The sequence below is a fragment of the Mesorhizobium sp. M8A.F.Ca.ET.218.01.1.1 genome (assembly GCF_004791165.1).
Taxonomy (GTDB): Bacteria; Pseudomonadota; Alphaproteobacteria; order Rhizobiales; family Rhizobiaceae; genus Mesorhizobium.
This window is the reverse complement of sequence record NZ_SRUZ01000164.1, coordinates 1-305: the sequence shown is the minus strand read 5'-3', so window position 1 is coordinate 305 and position 305 is coordinate 1. Positions and strand designations below refer to the sequence as shown.

Sequence of the window (305 nt, the reverse complement as noted above, 5' to 3'; positions counted from 1 at the left end):
CTGGCGGCGGCAGCCATCTGTTTCATCGAGGCCTGGCGCGCCGCTACGATGGGATCGCCCGGACCCGCCGCCAGCGACGGAGTTAGGATCAACAGGCCGGCGAGCGCCAGCATCGCCGCCGCGACAACGATGCGATCCCTCATGCCCGCACGTCGACAATGCCCATCATGCCGAGCTGCTCGTGCTCGAGGATGTGGCAGTGATACATGCGCGGCCCCGGCCGCTCCTGGCGCAGAAGCAGCCGCACCGTCTCGCCGCGCGCCACGTTGACCGTGTCCTTCCACGCCAGATAGGGCTGCTTCGAG

At 68.5% G+C, this 305-nt stretch carries 1 protein-coding gene; it reads right to left on the bottom strand.

Features of this window, described 5'->3' with window-relative positions; genetic code table 11:
- Positions 1-139: 139 nt before the first annotated feature.
- Complete coding sequence (locus tag EN861_RS34840; RefSeq protein WP_281041230.1) at positions 140-289, bottom strand: multicopper oxidase domain-containing protein; 150 nt, start codon at positions 287-289, stop codon at positions 140-142.
- Between the last annotated feature and the right edge of the window lie 16 nt (positions 290-305).